This window comes from Cupriavidus sp. Agwp_2 (genome assembly GCF_040784895.1).
Classification (GTDB): domain Bacteria; phylum Pseudomonadota; class Gammaproteobacteria; order Burkholderiales; family Burkholderiaceae; genus Cupriavidus.
On the sequence record NZ_CP088084.1, the window covers coordinates 1,150,321 to 1,166,969 of the forward strand.

Annotated in this window: 12 protein-coding genes; 3 read left to right on the top strand and 9 right to left on the bottom strand. The window is 66.0% G+C overall.

Annotated features, from left to right (window positions below; all coding sequences use genetic code 11):
* Nucleotides 1-27 precede the first annotated feature (27 nt).
* Nucleotides 28-3,291, bottom strand: coding sequence for a bifunctional cytochrome P450/NADPH--P450 reductase (locus LPA45_RS23005; RefSeq protein WP_367395110.1), 3,264 nt, complete (start codon nucleotides 3,289-3,291; stop codon nucleotides 28-30).
* 192 nt (nucleotides 3,292-3,483) lie between these two features.
* Between LPA45_RS23005 and LPA45_RS23010 the strand changes: the two genes are divergently transcribed.
* The gene (locus LPA45_RS23010; RefSeq protein ID WP_317923596.1) at nucleotides 3,484-4,131 is read left to right on the top strand and encodes a TetR family transcriptional regulator; all 648 of its coding nucleotides are present in this window, start codon (nucleotides 3,484-3,486) and stop codon (nucleotides 4,129-4,131) included.
* Nucleotides 4,132-4,185: 54 nt separating this feature from the next.
* Here LPA45_RS23010 and cyoD read toward each other — a convergent pair whose 3' ends face one another.
* The 4 genes from cyoD to cyoA form a co-directional block, all read right to left on the bottom strand.
* A complete protein-coding gene (cyoD, locus tag LPA45_RS23015) occupies nucleotides 4,186-4,617 on the bottom strand; it encodes a cytochrome o ubiquinol oxidase subunit IV (RefSeq protein ID WP_116319806.1) in 432 nt (143 codons plus the stop codon).
* Nucleotides 4,614-5,270, bottom strand: a complete 657-nt coding sequence (gene cyoC, locus LPA45_RS23020; protein WP_116319807.1) for a cytochrome o ubiquinol oxidase subunit III — start codon at nucleotides 5,268-5,270, stop codon at nucleotides 4,614-4,616. The genes cyoD and cyoC overlap by 4 nt, the downstream gene beginning before the upstream one ends.
* A complete protein-coding gene (cyoB, locus tag LPA45_RS23025) occupies nucleotides 5,263-7,266 on the bottom strand; it encodes a cytochrome o ubiquinol oxidase subunit I (RefSeq protein ID WP_116319808.1) in 2,004 nt (667 codons plus the stop codon). The genes cyoC and cyoB overlap by 8 nt, the downstream gene beginning before the upstream one ends.
* An 81-nt stretch (nucleotides 7,267-7,347) precedes the next feature.
* Entirely contained in the window at nucleotides 7,348-8,397 is a 1,050-nt protein-coding gene (gene cyoA / locus LPA45_RS23030) for a ubiquinol oxidase subunit II (protein ID WP_116319809.1), read from the bottom strand.
* Nucleotides 8,398-8,540: 143 nt separating this feature from the next.
* On the opposite strand from cyoA, the gene LPA45_RS23035 reads away from it, so the two are divergent.
* The gene (locus LPA45_RS23035) at nucleotides 8,541-9,860 is read left to right on the top strand and encodes an MFS transporter (RefSeq protein ID WP_116319810.1); all 1,320 of its coding nucleotides are present in this window, start codon (nucleotides 8,541-8,543) and stop codon (nucleotides 9,858-9,860) included.
* Between the two features lie 420 nt (nucleotides 9,861-10,280).
* Here LPA45_RS23035 and LPA45_RS23040 read toward each other — a convergent pair whose 3' ends face one another.
* Together LPA45_RS23040 and LPA45_RS23045 are read right to left on the bottom strand one after the other, a co-directional pair.
* Nucleotides 10,281-11,327 carry a sensor domain-containing diguanylate cyclase gene (locus tag LPA45_RS23040; protein ID WP_116319811.1) on the bottom strand — a complete coding sequence of 349 codons (1,047 nt, stop codon included), beginning with the start codon at nucleotides 11,325-11,327 and terminating at the stop codon, nucleotides 10,281-10,283.
* Between the two features lie 125 nt (nucleotides 11,328-11,452).
* Complete coding sequence (locus LPA45_RS23045; RefSeq protein ID WP_116319812.1) at nucleotides 11,453-12,403, bottom strand: GlxA family transcriptional regulator; 951 nt, start codon at nucleotides 12,401-12,403, stop codon at nucleotides 11,453-11,455.
* Nucleotides 12,404-12,844: 441 nt separating this feature from the next.
* Between LPA45_RS23045 and LPA45_RS23050 the strand changes: the two genes are divergently transcribed.
* Nucleotides 12,845-13,195: a hydroxyquinol 1,2-dioxygenase gene (locus tag LPA45_RS23050; RefSeq protein ID WP_317923594.1), complete on the top strand. Its 351-nt coding sequence runs from the start codon at nucleotides 12,845-12,847 to the stop codon at nucleotides 13,193-13,195.
* 113 nt (nucleotides 13,196-13,308) lie between these two features.
* On the opposite strand, the gene ppk1 is transcribed toward LPA45_RS23050, so the two are convergent.
* Nucleotides 13,309-15,444 carry a polyphosphate kinase 1 gene (gene ppk1 / locus LPA45_RS23055; RefSeq protein WP_317923593.1) on the bottom strand — a complete coding sequence of 712 codons (2,136 nt, stop codon included), beginning with the start codon at nucleotides 15,442-15,444 and terminating at the stop codon, nucleotides 13,309-13,311.
* A gap of 28 nt (nucleotides 15,445-15,472) precedes the next feature.
* On the bottom strand, nucleotides 15,473-16,519 hold the full coding sequence (gene pstS, locus LPA45_RS23060) for a phosphate ABC transporter substrate-binding protein PstS (protein ID WP_317923592.1): 1,047 nt from the start codon (nucleotides 16,517-16,519) through the stop codon (nucleotides 15,473-15,475).
* Nucleotides 16,520-16,649 lie beyond the last annotated feature (130 nt).

Genomic DNA, 16,649 nt, shown 5'->3' on the forward strand with positions numbered 1-16,649 from the left:
CTGGCGGCGGACGGGCACGTACGCTGGTCAGTTAAAGACGTCTTGCCGATAGCGCCCTGCCGCTACCAGCGCCGCCAGCCAGTCCGAAGCCGCCGCCTCGGTCATCCCGCCCTGCTCCGCGGCGATCCGGATCAGCGCCTGCCTGACCGCAGGCGCCATCTGCCGGCCATCCCCGCATACATAGATCACAGCGCCTGCGTTCAGCCGCGTCCAGATATCTGTCCGGCGCTGCCAGAGCAGATCCTGCACAAAGCGCGGCGCGCCATCGACGACCGAGTATGCGGTGTGGACGTCGGCCACGCCTTGCTTTTGCCAGCGGGCGACGTCTTCTCGATACAGCCAGTCGTGCGCCGGGTGCCGGCAGCCGTAGTACAACTGCACCGGCGCCACCGCCTCTCCGGCGGCCTGCTGCGCCGCGCGTTCTTCCAGGAAGCCGCGGAACGGTGCGATGCCGGTGCCGGGCCCGACGAGGATCATCGGGACACCCGCCGCCTCGGGCGCGAACGGCGGATTGGGTGTGCGAATGACGCCCGCTACTACCACGCCGGGTGCGAGGCCCTGCAGCCAGGTGGAAGCCACGCCACGGAACGTGCCGCGGCCCGACAGCGCCGGCGCGCAAACCGTGCCGACGGTGACGGTCGCCACGTCGGGCGAGACCAGCGGCGACGACGCGATGGAATAGAACCGTGGCCGCATCGGCACCGTGCAGGCAAGCAGGCCGGCCAGGTCCAGTTCGATCGCGGGAAACCGGTCAAGTACATCGGCCAGACCTAGCCGGCGCTGCGCGACTTGTGCTGCATAGCCAGCCGTTTCATCGTCCGAGGCAAGCTGCTGTAGCGACTGCTGAGTGAATGGGCAACGGGTTGCCTGCGCGAGGCTGCGCAGCGTGTGGCGCGAAACGACATCCTGCAGCTCCACGAAATGCGTCAGCAGTTGCCGCACGGAAAGCGCCTCGCCAACCGGCAGGCCGCGTGCCGCACCGGGCGCGGCAGACAAGGTGACGATGGCCTCCGGGTCGGCAGCGATCCGCTCGCAAAGCGCGGTGACGATCTCTGGCCGGTTCTGCGGATAGACGGCAAGGTGGTCGCCGGTGCTATAGCGCGCGCCTTCCGGCAAGCGCAGCCGGATATCGCGCGTGGAAGTCCGCGGCGCCTCGCGCGTGAAGTCCCACAGGCCGTCGGGATCGTTCACCAGTTCCGTGTTCGACAGCACCGTGAAGCCCTGTGTATTGGGCGGCAGCGTCGTCGCGCGGATCTCGGCCACGCCCCGCAGCTGTACCTGCACAGCCGGCACTTGTGGCGAACCGCTGGCGCCGTCGCCGCCCTGCAGCGACTGCCACAACAGGGCCAGCCAGCGTTCCGCGGCGTCGTCGAAGTCGCCGTTGCCGTCGGCCTCGCCACGCGGCAGCAGTGGCGTGGCACCGGCACTGGTGAAGAACTCGAATACCCGGCGCGGGAAGGCCTGGTAGGTCGGCCATTGCGAATTGCCGCAGCCCAGCACCGCAACGCGCAGCTCCGGCGCGCGGTAGCCGCCGGCGGCGTTGCTGTCGAGCAGTTCTTCGAAGCGACGGGCGGAATCCGGGGCGCGGCCGTTATACGTCGCGGCCACGATGACAGCCATGCCGCTGGCGGGCAAGGCATCGGCGATCTCGTCGAGGTCGCGCAGGGTTGCATCGAATCCCGCGGCCAGCGCGCCGGCGTGCACCTGCTCGGCGAGTTCGCGCGCGGTGCCGAGGCTGGACCCGCACAGGACGGCAAGCGGGCGCCCCGCGCCTTGCACTTCGGCGCTGGCCGCCGGCGCCTGCCCTGCCGCGCCGACCGGCACCGCGGCGATGCGTTCATGCGGTCGGCGCCTGCGCGCGCGCATGGTAAAGCCATCGGGCTTGATCGTCAGCGTTTCCTTGATGCGGAACTGGTAGTCGTGCGCGTCGGTGAACTGGAAATTGCGCAGCATCAGCGCCAGCGCCAGCTTGGCCTCGGTCAGCGCGAACTGGCGGCCGATGCAGGCGCGCTCGCCATTGCCGAACGGCATGTAGGCGTGGCGCGGCAGCCTGGCCTCGTTCTCGGGCAGGAAGCGGTCAATGTCGAAGCGTTCGGGATCGGTCCAGACCTTGGGGTCGCGGTGCAGCGCGGTCAGCACGACGGACACGCGGCGGTCCTTGCGGATCAGGTAGCGGCCACCGAGCAGCGTGTCCTGGTACGGCGCGACGGCGAAAGCAGGCGCGGTGGGCCACAGCCGCAGCGTTTCCTTGAGCACGCGGTCGAGCACCGGCAGCCGTGCCAGGTCGGCGTACACCGGCGCGGTGTCGCCGGGCAGTACCGCGTCCACCTCGGCGTAAGCCTGCGCCATCACGCCGGGATTGCGCAGCAGTTCGTACAGGGCGAAGGTCAGTAGCCCGCTGGTGGTTTCGTGGCCGGCGATCAGGAAGGTGATGACCTGGTTGCGGATGTTCTCGTCGTCCAGGCGCAGGTCGGTGTCGGGGTCGCGCGCTTCGAGCATCAGCCCGAGCAGGTCCATGGCGGTGCCCTGCCGCTCGCCTTCGTCAGCGGCGCGGCGCCGGCGAACTACGTCGTCGACCAGTTCGCGCATGAAGCGCGTGTCTTCATCGAACTTGCGGTGCGCCGCGTGCATGAAGCGGTCTTGCAGTGCAAAGCGCGTGAGCCTGGACATCGCTTCTTCCAGCGCGCCGACCATGGCCTCGATAAACGGGTGCAGCTGCGCACTGGCGAACGAGTCGAAGTCATAGCCGAAGCCGGACAGCGCGATGGTATCGAGCGTCAGCCGCGTCATGTCGTCGGCGACGGCGATATCTGCGTCGGGGCCCTGCCGGTCCCATTTGTCGACCAGCCGGTTGGCCACGCGCAGCATCACGTCGAAATAGCCCTTCATCGCCCGCTGGCTGAAGGCCGGCATCAGGATGCGGTGCGCCTTGCCCCAGTTGGCCTCGTCGGTGTGGGCGGTGAACAGGCCGTCGCCGGCCATGCCGCGCAGGTAGGACAGCGGCGGGCCGATGTACTTGCGGAAGCGCGCGGCATCGCACACCTCGGCAGCCAGCGCGACCGAGGTGACGAACGGCACGCGCCGCCCGGCGAAGTCGAGCTCGAAGATGCCGTCATGGTGGCGGCTGCGCGCCAGCAGGTGCTGGCCCACCGCACCCCGCGTGATCTGCAGCAGGTTGCCGACCAGCGGCCAGCCGGGATCGCGCGGGATCGGCTCGGGCGCCGTGCGGGCGGCGGGATGCGTTGGCTCGGCAAGGGCGTCGGCGCCCGGTGACACGGTTGGGTGCGGCATGACTGGGGGGCGATTTGTGCAGTTTGCGCGATTTGCGCGATCTGCACCAAGGTCCGGGGGCCGGCGGGCGATTGCCATCTGCCGCCGTTTCGTCTAACGTAGACAACTGTCTACCTCGGCGAAGGGTAGACAACCGTAGACACGGTGTCAACGCAGCAGGTCGACCAAAAACCGAGCATCACTACTAATCGCATGGAAGCCATTGCCGACGGCAAACGCCGCCTGATCGACGCCGCGCTGAAGCTGGCCGCCGCCAAGCGCAGCTTCGCGGCACTCAAGCTGCGCGAGATCGCTCGCGAGGCCGACCTCAATCCCAATACTTTCTACCGGCATTTCCGGGACATGGAAGACCTGGCGCTGACCGCGGTGGCCGAGGCCAGCGCCGAGTTGCGCCCGATGCTGCGCTCGGTGCGCTGGGCCGCCGCGCGCGACAATCCCAACGAAGTGGCCAGCCGCGCGTGCGAGGCGCTGTTCCTGTATGCCCGGCATCACCCCGATGCCTTCGTGGTGGGGGTATGCGGCATCACCGGCCCGCAGCCGGCGCTACGTGCGGCGATCCGCGTGGTGCTTGACGACATTGCCGCCGAGATGGCCGACGACATCGAGCGGCTCGAACTGTGTCCGCAACTCCCGCGCCCGCTCATCGATGAATTCTGCGCCTATGTCGTGCCTTACCTGTTCCACCAGTGCGTCGACTACATCGAAGCCGACAGCGCCGGGCGGCGCCGGCTGATGGAGCGTTCGGTGCAGTTGTGCTGCTGGCTGCTGGTCGGGGCCGCGGGAGCCCACGCGGCTCAGCCACGTACGCAAGGCCGCGCACAGAAGTCAGCGGCCCACTAGCAGGACTGGCGGGGCTACGGGGCTACGGGGCTACGGGGCTACGGGGCTACGGGGCTACGGGGCCTTGGGCGGCACGATGGTCGCGCCGGGCTCCACGGTGCGCTCGTGATGCATCTTCGGCATCATGTTGCTGTTCAGGTGGAACATCACCCACAGCGATCCCGACAGCGTGATCACCACCAGCGTCAGCGTGAACATCAGCGACAGCATGTTCCATCCGCCTTCCGATTTGGCGTTCATGTGCAGGAAGTAGATCATGTGGACCACGATCTGCACCGCGCCGATCAGCAGGATGACGATGGCCGTGGTGTGGGATTTCTCGAACACTTCGCCCATCACCAGCCAGAACGGCACCGCGGTCAGGAAGACCGACAGCACGAAGCCGGTCAGGTAGCCGCCCAGCGTGGCGTGCGGGCCGACGTCTTCCTCGTGCTCGTGGCCGTGGCCATGCCCGTGGCCACCCAGCGTCTCGTCGTGCGCGCTCATGGCAGCGATCCCATCAGGTAGACGAAGGTAAAGACGCCGATCCAGACGACGTCCAGGAAGTGCCAGAACATCGACAGGCACATCAGCCTGCGCTTGTTGGCGGTAATCAGCCCGTGCCGCGTCACCTGGATCATCAGCACGATCAGCCAGACGATGCCGAAGGTCACGTGCAGCCCGTGCGTGCCGACCAGCGCGAAGAACGAGGTCAGGAAGGCGCTGCGCTGCGGCCCGGCGCCCTGGTGGATCAGGTGCGCGAATTCATACAGTTCGACCGCCAGGAAGGCCGCGCCAAAGACGCCGGTGATCGCCAGCCAGATCTGCGTGCCGGCGACGCGGTTCTGCTGCATCTGCAGCATGGCAAAGCCATAGGTGATCGATGACAGCAGCAGGAAGGTGGTGTTAAGCGCCACCAGCGGTAGTTCAAACAGCTCCGCCCCGGTCGGCCCGCCCGCGTATTCCCGGCCGAGCACGCCGTAGGCGGCGAACAGGCACGCGAAGATCAGGCAGTCGCTCATCAGGTAGAGCCAGAACCCGAGCAGCGTGCCGTTCTGCGGGTGGTGCTCTTCGGTCAGGTGGAAGGTGAAGCCCCCCGGCGGCACTTCATCCGCCGCGGAGGTCCCGCTCACGTACTGGGGATAGGTCGTCTCAACCATGGCCGGCCATCAGTTGTGTGCGCGCCGATTCGGTTCCGACCACCTGCTCGGCCGGAATGTAGTAGTCGCGCTTGTAGTTGAAGGTATGGATGATCGCCCCGATGATGGTCGCCGCGAACGACGCCACCACCAGCCACCAGATGTGCCAGATCAGGCCGAAGCCGCACAGTGTGGACAGCCCCGCCAGCACGATGCCGGCCGCGGTGTTCTTCGGCATGTGGATGGGGTTGAAGCCCTGCAGCGGGCGGGTGTAGCCGTTCTGCTTCATGTGCCACCAGGCGTCGGTGTCGTGCACCACCGGCGTGAAGGCAAAGTTGTATTGCGGCGGCGGCGACGAGGTCGACCATTCCAGCGTGCGGCCGTTCCAGGGGTCGCCGGTCAGGTCGCGCAGTTCTTCGCGGCGCAGGAAGCTGACCACCAGCTGGATGATGAAGCAGGCGATGCCGATGGCGACCAGCGCGGCGCCGAAGGCGGCGATCTGGAACCAGATCTGCAGCGATGGATCCTCGAAACGGTTCATGCGGCGCGTGACGCCAAGCAGCCCGAGCCAGTACAGCGGCATGAAGGCGAAGTAGAAGCCGGTCAGCCAGAACCAGAACGACGCCTTGCCCCACGACGAGACCAGGCGGTAGCCGAAAGCCTTGGGAAACCAGTAGTGGATGCCGGCCATCAGCCCGAACACCACGCCGCCGATGATCACGTTGTGGAAGTGGGCGATCAGGAACAGGCTGTTGTGCAGCGAGAAGTCCGCTGGCGGCACCGCCAGCAGCACGCCGGTCATGCCGCCGATCACGAAGGTGACCATGAAGCCGATGGTCCACAGCATCGGCGCCTCGAAGCGGATCTTGCCGTGGTACATCGTGAACAGCCAGTTGAAGATCTTGGCGCCGGTCGGGATCGAGATGATCATCGTCGTGATCCCGAAGAAGGAATTGACGCTGGCGCCCGAGCCCATGGTGAAGAAGTGGTGCAGCCAGACCAGGTAGGAAAGCACCGTGATCACCACCGTGGCGTAGACCATCGACGCATAGCCGAACAGGCGCTTGCGGCAGAAGGTGGCGACCACCTCGGAGAAGATGCCAAACACCGGCAGCACCAGGATGTAGACCTCGGGGTGGCCCCAGATCCAGATCAGGTTGACGTACAGCATGGCGCTGCCGCCCTGGTCGGCGGTGAAGAAATTGGTGCCGACGTAGCGGTCGAGCGACAGCAGCGCCAGTGCGGCGGTCAGCACCGGGAAGGCGGCGATGATCAGCACGTTGGTGCACAGCGCGGTCCAGGTGAAGATCGGCATGCGCATCAGCGTCATGCCCGGCGCGCGCATCTTGACGATGGTCACCAGCAGGTTGATGCCGGATAGCAATGTCCCGACCCCGGCTATCTGCAATGACCATATGTAGTAGTCGACGCCAACGTCCGGACTGTGGATGATGCCGGACAGCGGCGGATACGCCAGCCAGCCGGTGCGCGCGAACTCGCCGAGGAACAGCGACATCATCACCAGGATGGCGCCGCCGGTGGTCATCCAGAAGCTGAAGTTGTTGAGGAACGGGAAGGCCACGTCGCGCGCGCCGATCTGCAGCGGCATGACGAAGTTCATCAGCCCCGTGACCAGCGGCATGGCCACGAAGAAGATCATGATCACGCCGTGCGCGGTAAAGATCTGGTCATAGTGGTGCGGCGGCAGGTAACCCGCGTTGTCGCCGAAGGCAATGGCCTGCTGGATGCGCATCATGACCGCGTCGGCAAACCCGCGCAGCAGCATGATGATGCCCAGGATCACGTACATGATCCCGATCTTCTTGTGGTCGATGCTGGTGAACCACTCACGCCACAGGTAGCCCCACAGGCCGTACTTGGTCACCGCGCCCACGAGCACCAGCCCGCCGAGCACCACCGCGGCAAAGGTCGCGATCAGGATGGGCTCATGCAGCGGGATGGCCTCCCACGTCAGCCGTCCGAAGATCAAATTGGCGAGTTCCGAGCGCTCGGGCATATTTGTTCACCTGGGGCCTGAAGTAACCAACCGTGGCCGATGGTAGCTGGCCAGTACCGCTGGGAAAAAGGGATCCGCGTCTTACCGCAGCAGCAGCCGGCCTTCGTTGCGCGCGACTTCGGTCGCAAAGGCGGGCGCAACGGCCTGGGTGTTGCTCGCGGTGCAGATCTCGCGTGACGGGTCGAACTTGCCGCGGCTGCGGTCGAGTGCCATGGTGTCGGCCATGCACCGGCCGCCGCTCACGCAGCGGTTCAGGATCAGGTCATAGAGGCCGGCCGCCACGTTGGCATAGCGCTGCACCGGCACGCGCTCGCTCGGCTGCGCGAGCTGCAGGTACGCATCCGTCGACAAGCCCTGGCCCGAGGACTTGACCTGCTGGATCCAGCGGTCGAAGTCTTCGTTCGACAGCCCGTGGAACTTGAAGCGCATGTTGGAGAAGCCCGCGCCACTGTAGTTGGCCGACATGCCCTCGTACTCGCCGGGCTTGTTGATCACGGCGTGCAGCTTGGTTTCCATGCCGGGCATGGCGTAGACCATGCCGGCCAGCGACGGCACGAAGAATGCGTTCATCACCGAGGTGGCGGTGATGTGGAAGGCGATGGGCCGGTCCACCGGCGCGGCCAGCTCGTTGACCGTGGCGATGCCCTGCTCCGGATACAGGAACAGCCACTTCCAGTCCATGGCCACCACCTGCACCGGCAACGGCTTGACGTCGGCGGGAACGGGCCGGCCGGCGTCGATGCGCGTGAGTGGCCGGTAGGGATCGAGCTGGTGGGTGCTGACCCAGGTCACCGCACCCAGCGCGATGATGATCAGCAGCGGCGCGGCCCAGATCGCGAGTTCCAGCACCGTGGAATGGTCCCAGTCGGGGTTGTAGGGCGCGTCGGTCGCGCTTTCGCGGTAGCGCCACGCAAATGCCAGCGTGAGGATGATCACCGGCACGATGATCAGCAGCATCAGGCAGGTGGCGATGATGATCAGGTCGCGCTGCCGCAGGGCCATGTCGCCGGATGGCGAAAGCAGCACTGCGTTACAGCCGGACAGGCACGCCAGCGCGACTACCGCAGCACATCCTTGCAGTAATCTTCTCGGCATACGGGTATGCGGTACTGCAGCGTCGAAGTGGCCCATAGTCACAGAAGTGGCGTCTGAGGAATATCGGCAAGCACCGATGAATCCACCTTTCGATTTTCTAAGGCAGTTTAGGCGCTATTCTTGTGACTGTGCGAGTTTAAGTGCAGTATCGAAGCACTCCTGTCGAGAGGAGACTGACGATGGCCAGCCTGTCCCACCAGCACCGAGCATCGCCGACTGCACCTCCGGCGCCCGGCCACCATGAGGTGGCTCCTGCCGAAATCGCCACAGGCGTGGTAATCGGGCGAGCGTCGGAGTACTTCGATTTCTTCGTGTACGGCATCGCTTCCGTGCTCGTCTTCCCGGCGGTCTACTTCCCGTTCGCGAGCGAGCTGACCGGGCTGCTGTACAGCTTCACCATCTTTTCCTTCGCATTCATCGGGCGGCCGTTCGGCACGGGGCTGTTCATGCGCATCCAGCGGCGTTGGGGCCGCGGCATCAAGCTGACCGCATCGCTGTTCCTGCTGGGCACCGCCACGGTGGGGATTGCATTCCTGCCGTCGTACGCGTCGATCGGGGCCGCGTCGATCTACCTGCTGGCACTGTTCCGCTTCCTGCAGGGCATTGCCTTCGGCGGCTCATGGGACGGGCTGCCGTCGCTGCTGGCGCTGAACGCGCCGGAGAACAAGCGCGGCTGGTATGCGATGGTGGGCCAGCTTGGCGCGCCCTCGGGCTTTATCATCGCCGGCGCGCTGTTCCTGTTCCTGCATACCAGCCTGACCCCGCAGGAGTTCATCGAATGGGGCTGGCGCTACCCGTTCTACGTGGCCTTCGCCATCAATGTGGTGGCGCTGTTCGCGCGGCTGCGGCTGGTGGTCACGCACGAATACACGCAGCTGCTCGAAGAAGACGAACTGGAGCCGATCAGCACGCTGCAGATGGTCAATGCGCAGGGCTTCAACATCTTCCTTGGCGCGTTCGCGGCGCTGGCCAGCTATGCGTTGTTCCACCTGGTCACGGTGTTCCCGCTGTCGTGGGCGGTGCTGCACCAGGAGCAGGCGATTTCCGCGGTGCTGGCGGTGCAGATCGCGGGCGGCTTTATCGCTTTTATCGGCACGCTGATCTCGGGCTGGCTGGCGGACCGCATCGGCCGCCGCACGACGCTGGCGACGATGGCGGTGCTGATCGGTGTGTTCAGCCTGGTCACGCCGTGGCTGCTGGGTGGCAGCGCCACTGGCCAGAATATTTTCATCCTGGTCGGATTCGGCTTGCTGGGGCTGTCGTACGGGCAGGCGGCAGGTGTGGTGACGTCCAACTTCGAACGACGCTTCCGCTATACCGGGGCGGCACTGACCACGGATTTCGGCTGGCTGTTCGGCGCCGCGTTCGCGCCGCTGGTGGCGCTGGGACTGTCGTCGCTGTTCGGGCTGGTGGCGGTCAGCCTCTACCTGCTGTCAGGAGTGATCGGCACCCTGGCGGCACTGCGCATCAGCCGCGCGCTGGGAACACCGGAGTTGTAGGGGCGCGCCCGGTACGCGCCCCCATAAGTAAAAGTCAGCGCTGTGGTCGCGGAAAGCTACCGCGCCAGCGCCAGGCGATTGTCGATCAGCGCAGGCCAAAGAAGCTGAGCACCGCGAGGATGATGACAACCGCGCCAACTAGCCAGACGATATTCATGGCGGCTCCTTGGTGATGTCCGTTGGGACGTGGACGAGGTGACGGGCCGGATGGCTCACCTGCCCTTGTCCAGCAACAAACGTGCCGTATAGATTCGCACGCACTTTTCCACCGTGCGCGGGCAGTATGATGCGCCGGAATGACCGGGCAGGCACCGGCGCGCCATTGGCCAGTGCAATCGCGTCAGGCGGTTATTACAAAAACGCTTCAATCGGTGTGACGGATGCCGGACGGGAGGCATTCACCGCCCCCAGGCGCTCTTCTCAGCGCGAATGCAGCCGGAACGCCTCGCCGCTGCGCCCCGCCTTGTCCACCGCCGCGATGCGGTTACGCCCGTTGTCCTTGGCGTGGTACAGCTGCGCGTCGGTCAGGTTGATGAAGGCCGACGCTTCCTCGCGCTCGGACGGCACGATGGTGCCGATGCCAAAGCTCGCCGTCACACACTGGCTGTAGGGCGAGCGCACATGCGGGATGGCCTGCGCGGCGATCAGCGCGCGGCAGCGCTCGGCCAGGCGCATGGCGGCTTCGGCATCTGTATCAGGCAGCACCATGACAAATTCTTCGCCGCCGAAGCGCGCCAGGAACACATCCGATCCGGCCGCCTGCGCCAGCAGGCCTGCGACCTGCTTCAGGCAGGCATCGCCCTGCAGGTGACCGTAGTAGTCGTTGTAGGACTTGAAGAAATCGATATCGACCAGCACCAGCGACAGCGGCCTGCCCGATCCCTTGCCGGCTTCCCATTCGCGTTCCATCGCGCTGTCGAACAGCCTGCGGTTGCCCACGCCGGTCAGGCTGTCGCGGAACGACAGGTCTTCCAGCTCCTGCTGCAGCCGCGCCAGTTCTTCCTCGGTACGCTTGCGTTCGCTGATGTCGAACATGAAGCCGACCAGCGAATCGACCCCGCCCTGCGCGTTGCGCACCACGTGCACCACGTCGCGCAGCCAGACATAGCCGCCGTCGCGGGTCAGCGCGCGGTAGTCGGCCTCATGGTCGGTGCCGGCCTGCGACTGGGCCACGCAGAACTCCACCACCGCGGCGCGGTCATCCGGGTGCATGCGCTCGGCCCAGTCGTTGACCGTCTTCCAGGTCGACGGCGCCCAGCCGAGCAGCGCCTCGATCTGCGGGCCAATGTAGGTGAAGGCCATGGTGGCCCAGTCGATCTTCCAGGGAATGGCCTTGGTCGATTCCAGCAAGGTGCGGTAGACCGTGCTGTCGTCGTCGCCGAACATGCGGGTGGACGGGGCAAGCGTGGATTCGTGGCGCAGGAATGCGGCCTGCAGCGGGCTGGGGGACTGGGGTTGGCGGGTCATGTCGGCAAGGCTCACAGGGTGCTGGTTGGCGTTGCCGGTACAACGGCAGCGGCGCGCAAACCTGAAGGGGGTGGATCGAAGTGCGGCCGCATTGTAGCCCCTGATCCACTTTCTCTTCTCGCCCCCTACGCCGCCTGCGGTTCAACGCCGCGCGCCAGGCGCCGGATCGCCTGCGGCGGCTGGCCGAAGGCACGCAGAAAGGCACGGCGCATGCGCTCGCGGTCGCCGAATCCGGTATCCCGCGCCACCACGTCGATGGCATGGCGGCCGCTTTCCATCATCAGCCTCGCTGCTTCGACGCGCAGGTGCTCGACAGCCTTCGCCGGCGTCTGCCCGGTCTCGTCCCGGAACGCACGCGCGAACTGCCGTGGGCTCAGGTGCGCCGCTTCCGCCAGCTGTTCCACGGAAAGGTCGCTTTGGAGATTCTGCCGCGCGAAGTCCAGCGCGGCACGGATACGGTCCGAGCGCGGATCCAGGTCGAGCAGTGCCGAGAACTGCGATTGCCCGCCGGCACGGCGGTGGTACACGACCAGCTTTTTTGCCACGTCGCGCGCGACGGCGCCGCCGGCGTCTTTCTCCACCAGCGCCAGCGCCAGGTCGATGCAGGCCGACATGCCGGCCGACGTCCACACCGGGCCATCGATGATGAAGATGCGGTCCTCTTCCACGCCCACGCTGGGGAAGCGCCGCCGCAGCTGCTCCGCGTAGTACCAGTGCGTGGTGGCGCGGCGGCCATCCAGCAGCCCGGCCTCCGCGAGGTTGAAGGCTCCGGTGCAGGTGGCGCCGATGCGCCGCGAGGTGCGCGCCGCTCGCTGCAGGAACCTGACCAGCGCAGGCGGCGTGGGCGTGACGTCGTTGTCGCCCACCACCAGCACGGTATCGAAGCGGCGCCTGCCGAACGGCTCGGTGCTCACGGCGAAACCGCCGGAACACATCACCGGCCCGCCCTGCTCCGACAGCAGGTGGACCTGGTACAGCGGCGTGCCGAGCGTCCGGTTGGTGAATTCCAGCACCGTGGAAACCGCCAGGTTCATCGCCTGGAAGCCGGGGTACAGGGCAAGCGCTACGTGATGCATGATCGGCGTCCTTGGGTGGCAGGAAAGGTGGCATCCATCCCTTATTGCCACGCCATTGTGCGCCGGATCCTGGTTTCATGCAGCCGGCCAGACCGGAATGGCCAGACTGGACCAGGGTGAGGTGATCACGGGCCTTCGATGCCCGACTTTGCCGACTCGCTGGCGTTCGAGGCCGCGCGCAGCGCACTCCAGCCGGATCTCTCGCGTGACCGGCCCGAGCCAAGCCGCTCCACCGGACGTTCGTTTGTACCGCTTTGTATCCGGCACGGGCAACGATACGTGTCTTGACAGAATCCGCTCTACATCGCTACAGGGCAGATACACCGGTCTCCTTTAATGCTTCTCGTGGCCCGGCGGCAAACGTCGGCAAAGACAGAAGCCCCGGCCGCGCAGATCCACGCAGTCCCTCGCAGATCCACTGAGACATAAAGGAAACCGATCATGGCCATCCAATTCACGCAACGCATCGTCTTCGCTATCGCCCTGGCCGCTGCTGCCGCCGGCGCACAAGCCGCACCGGGCGCGCGGGACCCGTTCAGCAAAGGCGCACGTGCCGTCCAGGACGCACGCAGCCCGTTCGCCGATGGCGCACGCGCCGTGCAGGACGCTCGCAGCCCGTTCACCGACGGCGCACGCGGCGTGCAGGACGCTCGCAGCCCGTTTGCCGACGGCGCGCGCAACGTCGATCCTTACACCGACGGTGCCCGCACCCTCGCCGGCATGGACCGCACCGGGCCCTCCGCCGATCCGGCGCGCTCCATTGATCCCTACCTGGACGGTGCGCATGCGTGAGGACGCGCATCGCTCGCCGCAGTCGCGGCCCGGTCCAGCGCGCGCCGGAAGCGGCGCGCCAGGGCCGCCGACCGCAGCTTCTGACGCCTGGCCTGCCGTGCCGCTGGCAGCGCTCAGGTCAGCGCAGCCAGCAGGCCGTCTTGCACGGCTTCGCGGCCCGAGGAGCCCCGTCGCCGGTATTTGCCGTCCGGTCCCAGTTTCCAGGCGTCACACCGGTCGCCCAGGTAGGGGGCCAGGCCTTCCGCGATGACCCGCGCCTTCAGCCCCGCATCGAGGACAGGAAAGCAGATCTCGATGCGCCGGGACAGGCTGCGCTCCACCCAGTCGCCACTGCCAAGCATGACCCGCTCGGCGCCGCCGTCGTGGAAATAGAAGACGCGCGAATGTTCGAGGAAGCGGCCGGTCACCGATCTCACCTCGATGTTCTCGGAAAGTCCCGCAACGCCCGGCCGCAGCGCGCAGGCCCCCCTGACGATCAGTTCGATCCGCACACCGGCACGTGACGCGTCGTACAGCGCCTGGATCAGTTCCGGCTCCAGCAAGGCGTTCATCTTGGCGATGATCCATCCCTTGTGGCCGGCACTGGCATGCGCGGCTTCGCCCCGGATTGCCGCCAGCAGCTCCTTCTTCAGCGTAAACGGCGACAGCCAGATATGCGCCATGGTGTTGGTCTGCCCCAGGCCGGTCAGCTGGCTGAAGACCTGCGCCACATCCTGCGTCAGCGACGCATCGCAGGTCAGCAGGCCGAAATCGGTATAGGAACGCGTGGCACGGCTGTGGTAATTGCCCGTGCCGAGATGAACATAGCGCCTGAGCCTGCCGTCTTCGCGGCGCAAGACCAGGACCATCTTGGCATGGGCGCGGTAGCCGACCACCCCATAGATGACATGGGCGCCGACCTGCTCCAGTTGCGCCGCCCAGTTGATGTTGGCCTCTTCGTCGAAGCGGGCAAGCAACTCCACCACCACAGTGACTTCCTTGCCGTTGCGCGCCGCGTCGATCAGCGCCGACAGCAGCACCGAGTCTTGCCCGGCCCGATACACCGTCTGGCGGATCGCCACCACACCGGGATCCTGGGCCGCCTGCCTGACGAAATCCACCACCGGCGCGAACGACTGGAACGGGTGATGCAGCAGGATATCGCCCTCGCGAATGGCGTGGAAGATGTCGGGATGCTCCATCAGCCGCTTTGGCAAGCCCGCCCGGAACGGCACGTACTTCAGGTCAGGCCGGTCGACCTGGTCGGGCACCTGCAGCAGGCGCACCAGGTTGACCGGGCCATTGACTGAAAACACTTCGCTCGCGGACAAGCCGAACTGTTCCTGGAGGAAGCCGGCCATGGCTGGCGTGCAGTTGTCCGCCACCTCCAGCCGCACCGCATCGCCGAAATGCCGTTGCGGCAGCTCGCCCTGCAGGGCCTCGCGCAAGTTCTTGACCTCATCCTCGTCGACAAACAGCTCGCTGTTGCGGGTCACGCGGAACTGGTAGCAGCCGCGGACCGTCATGCCGGTGAACAGTTCGCCGACATGCGCGTGCAGGACGGACGAGAGAAAGACGAAGCCATGCCGGCATCCGGAAACCTCCTCAGGCAATGCGATGACGCGCGGCAGCGCCCGCGGCGCCTGCACGATGGCATTGCCCGAGGCACGTCCGAAGGCGTCCCTTCCTTCCAGTTCCACCGCGAAGTTCAGGCTCTTGTTCAGCACACGAGGAAACGGATGCGCCGGATCCAGGCGGATGGGCGTCAGCACCGGCATCAGCTCATCGAAAAAGAATTGCCGGATCCATTCCGCCTGCGCGGGATCCCAGCTCGGACGCCGCAGGAAGCGGATCTGCTGCTCGGCCATGGCCGGGATCAGCACCTCGTTGAACAGCCGGTATTGCTGTCCGACCAGGTCGCCAACCCGCTGGTTGACCCTTGCAAAAACCTCCTGTGGCGTCAGCCCGTCGGGCCCGACGGGCGCGGACTGCAGCAGGCAGCGTTCCTTAAGCGCCGCGACACGGATTTCATAGAACTCGTCCAGGCTGCTGCTGACCGTGCACAGCGCGCGCAACCGCTCCAGCAACGGCACGGCAATGTCCGCAGCCTGTTGCAGGATGCGGTCGTAGAACTCCAGCTGGCTCAGTTCACGGTTGATGTAGAGTTCGTTGCCGTTCAGCCCGCATGCAATATCCGCCACGATATCTTGCGCGGCCGCGTCCGCTGCCGTCGCGCGGGCGCTCTCCATGGGGTCGGGTGCATCGTTCATGATCGGAATGCCCGGCCATGCGGGCTGGTTACGGCAAAGCCTCTTTCCAATAGGTTTCGACCTGGCGGACCAGGCCATCAGGCAACGCGACGTAGTGCTCCGCGGCGGCGTCGGCCTGTCCCTCGAAAAGAGCCCAGCGGAAGAAAGCGAGGGCGTCGCGGGTCTCCGCGGCCTTGTTATTGTTCTTCGAGATCAGGACAAAGACAACACCGGTGATCGGCCAGGCCTGCGGGCCGGAGGCATTCGTCAGCACCTGGTAGAAGTCCGCCCTGGGATTCCATTCGGCCGCCTTGACCGCGGCGCTGAAGGTTTCGCGCGATGGCTGGACAAACACGCCATCGCGGTTCCGGACCGCGGCATAGGCCAGCTTCCGCTGCAAGGCGTAGGTCAGCTCCACGTAGCCAATGGCGCCCTTCACATTGCGGATATAGGTGGCAACGCCTTCGTTTCCATTTGCCCCGACGCCAACCGGCCATTTCACCGTGGTGCCTGCGCCAACGCTTTCGCTCCATTGCGGGCTGACCTTGGCCAGGTAATCGGTCCAGTTGAAGGTGGTGCCGGAACTGTCGCTGCGGTGGACGACCACGATCTTCTGGTCAGGAAGCGCCAGCCCGGGATTCGCCGCCGCGATGGCCGGGTCGTTCCAGTTGACGATCCGTCCCTGGTAGATGTCGGTCAGCAGCGCCCCGGTCATGCGCAATTGGCCCGCTGCGATCCCGTCCAGGTTCAGCACCGGCACGACCCCGCCCACCACGATCGGAAACTGCGCCAGCCCGGCGGCGCGCAGGTCGTCCGGCTTGAGCGGCATGTCCGTGGCGCCGAACGTCACGCCCGCAGCCCGGATCTGCCGGATCCCGTTCCCCGAGCCGATGGGATGGTAGTTGACCTGCTGGCCGGTGCGCGCGTAGTAAGTCGCCGCCCACTTGGACATCAGCGGATAGACGAAGGTAGAGCCGGCGCCGGTGATATCCCCTGCCCTGGCCAGCGTCACCGCGCCGACCGACAGCCACACGATCGCCAACAGATGGGACAGGGTCCTGCTGAAACCGGACCGGGAATCGTGCTTTGGTTTCATGATTTTTCTTCCCGCGAGTGGCAACAATGCGTCTGGCCTGAGCAATTCAGGCTAGCAGATCATCGTTCGCCAGGGCAGGTTAAAAAATCTGTCACATTTCCGTCATCCAGCGGACGCGTGGCGGCGCTTT